The organism is Mycolicibacter icosiumassiliensis (genome assembly GCF_900078685.2).
Classification (GTDB): domain Bacteria; phylum Actinomycetota; class Actinomycetes; order Mycobacteriales; family Mycobacteriaceae; genus Mycobacterium; species Mycobacterium icosiumassiliensis.
In genome coordinates this window covers 1-2,839 of sequence record NZ_LT546204.1, presented here as the reverse complement: position 1 = coordinate 2,839, position 2,839 = coordinate 1, and the positions used below count along the sequence as shown (strand labels likewise).

Genomic DNA, 2,839 nt, shown 5'->3' with positions numbered 1-2,839 from the left:
GGGTGGGCTGATGTTGTTCGGGGTTCCGGCACAGGCGGACAAAGACAGCACCGGGTCGGCCGGCGCGGCTCCCGACGGCGTGCTCAACACCGCCCTGCGTGATCTGGCCGCCGATCTCGGCGATGCCACCGTGCTGATGGCCGACACCTGTCTGGACGAGTTCACCGATCACGGCCACTGCGGGGTTTTGGACCGGGTCGGCCGTGTTGATAATGACGCTACGCTGCCACGCTACGTGGAACTGGCGGTCGCCCAAGCAGATTCGGGCGCTCATGTGGTGAGTCCGAGCGGCATGATGGATGGCCAGGTGGCCGCGATCCGCGACGGCCTGGATGCCGCCGGGCACAGCGACGTGGTGATCCTGGCGTATGCGGCAAAGTTCGCATCGGCGTTCTACGGTCCGTTCCGTGACGCGGTCGCCTCGACGCTGGCCGGGGACCGTCGTACCTATCAGCAGGAACCCGGCAACGCCCGGGAGGCGCTGCGCGAGGTAGCCCTCGACCTCGCCGAGGGCGCCGACATCGTGATGGTCAAACCCGCCATGGGCTACCTGGACGTGATCGCGGCCACCGCCGCGGTGTCCTCGGTTCCGGTCGCGGCCTACCAGGTCTCCGGCGAGTACGCGATGATCGCGGCGGCCGCTGCCAACGGCTGGATCGACGGCCGGTCCGCGGCACTGGAGTCCCTGATCGGTATCCGGCGTGCCGGCGCCGACATCGTGCTGAGCTACTGGGCGGCCGAAGCGGCCGGTTGGCTGGCGTGACGGCTCCACCCGACGGGCCGCGGCCCCCGGTCCAGACTCCACCGGATCGTCCCGCGGATGTCGACACTGCGTTCTGGCTGTGGCTGGCCGCTCTGCCGTTGATGACGTGTGGATACGTGGTGAATCTGCTGACTGCCCCGGAGATCCCCGCGACGGCGATCACCTACCCGATCGCCGCGCTGACGGCGGTCGTGGTGGTCGTGGTGGTGGCGACGTTTCTGATGTTGATGCGCTCCGGGTATCGCTGGGCGCGCACCGTGCTGACCGGAGGAGGGATCGCTGCGGTGGTCAATGCGGTCAGCGCGCTGTGGCACGCCGATGCCCGGCCGGCGGTCGCGATGGTCGTGGCGGTCACCGGCATCATCGGATCGGTGCTGATCGCCGCGGGGACTGTCCTGCTGCACCGATCCGAGGCGCAGGCCTACTTCATTCGGTAGCCGGTTTACCCGTTGCCGCCCACGGCCGTCACAGTGACGGTGACGCTGGTAGCGCCGCTGTCCGAGGCGATGATCAGCACCGGCGCGCCAGGGGCCGAGACGACGTGACCGCCGGTGACACTGACCTGATAGCCGTCCGGATAGACGATGTTCGGTACCGAGATCTCGGTCTGGGTGCCGGCCGCGAAGTTTCCGGTCCCGCTGGCCATCTCGGTGGAGTAGCTCAGCTGGAAGGTGCCGTCGTGGAAGGACCACGTTTCCGGGGTGCCGCCCACCGCCAGCGGGTAGGGCTCGGACAGTTGCGTCAGCAGGTCCATGTTGATGTTCTCTTCGGTCATCGGCTGGTTCAGGTTCCAGTACCGGAGCATGGTGTAGTCCCAGAACATCCAGTTGTAGCCGTAGCTGTTGGCCGCGTTGAGGGTGTCGGCTATCGTGCCCGCGTTGGTGGTTCCGCCGAACTCGGTGATCGCTGAAGGGATGTCGTACTTCGACGCGTACGCATCGGCGTTGCCTTGAACGATCGTCTCCCACAGCGAGCAGCCAAAGCTGCTGTCCATGAAAGCCGTTGTGGTGCAGTAGTCGTGGAATGCGAAGACGACGTGTGGATCGTCCACCTCGCCCAGGTGGGTCGGGATGGGCAGGTTGCCCGACAGGACGCTCGGCTCGATGTACAGCGGCGTGGCCGGGTCGACGGAGCGGACCGCCGAAGCCAGCAGGTTATAGAAGGGGGTCAGCTGTTGGCCCTCGAAGAACGAGCCGCCGAAGATCGTCGACAGCCACGTCGAGCCCGGCCACGGCTCATTCATCAGCTCATAACCGATCACGTTGGAGTCGTCTTTGAAGTAGTTCGCCACGACCTGCCACATCAGCGCGTAGTGGTCCTGCAGCCCGACCCCGTCGGGTCCATCGGCGTTGGTCCAGAACGCATCCCAGGCGTAGTTCTCCGCGGGGCTCATGACGTAGCGGAACGGGAACGGGGTGTGCGGGTTGGGCAGGTCGCCGGTCTGCGCTGCCCACGCCGGCGCGCCATCGCCCCAGAAGGTGGTGCCGTAGTTGTCCTGGTGCATGTCGAGGACGACGCGGATTCCGTGGTTGGACAGTATCTGCGCGGTCTGGTTGATCATGTCCAGATACTGGTAGTCGTAAACACCCGGCTCGGGCTCGACCCCAGCCCAGATGATGCCGAGCCGCACCACGTTGAAGCCGTTGGCGGCCAGCAGGGCCGCATCGGCGTCGCTGAACCCTTCGGAGGCAGGGTAGAACGGCGGGTCTTTCATCACCTCGCCGAATCCGTGCAGGACGACGACCCGGCCGTCACCGTCTACCAGCCAGCTACCCGCGGTACTGATGTCGGAGACGCCACCCGCCGGGGCGCCGTCGAGCGTTCCGAAGCGGCCGTGGTCGCCGTGCAGGCCGAACAAGCCGCTGCCACCGCCGGCCCCGCCGAGGGCGGGCAGATCGCGCGGGCCGCCGTAGACGCCGTTTCCGGCATCGCCGCCGCCGTCGCCACTGCCGAACAGCCCGGTGGCACTGCCGCCATCACCGCCATGGCCGCCGGAGACACCAGCGCCGCCGCCGGCGCCGTCGCCGCCGTGTCCGCCGTTGCCGCCGAGACCGAAGAGCCAGCCAGCCGCGTCAC

3 protein-coding genes are annotated in these 2,839 nt (G+C 67.5%); 2 read left to right on the top strand and 1 reads right to left on the bottom strand.

Annotated elements, in window-relative coordinates:
• Together hemB and BN4346_RS47125 are read left to right on the top strand one after the other, a co-directional pair.
• Positions 1-763: porphobilinogen synthase (gene hemB / locus BN4346_RS47130; RefSeq protein WP_067977127.1), on the top strand; the 763-nt coding region annotated here is incomplete at its 5' end.
• Complete coding sequence (locus BN4346_RS47125; RefSeq protein ID WP_067977126.1) at positions 760-1,200, top strand: hypothetical protein; 441 nt, start codon at positions 760-762, stop codon at positions 1,198-1,200. The genes hemB and BN4346_RS47125, both read left to right, overlap by 4 nt.
• Before the next feature lie 5 nt (positions 1,201-1,205).
• Here the strand turns inward: BN4346_RS47125 and BN4346_RS47120 are convergent.
• Positions 1,206-2,839 (bottom strand): cellulase family glycosylhydrolase (locus BN4346_RS47120; protein WP_067977125.1); only part of this gene is annotated, 1,634 nt, incomplete at its 5' end.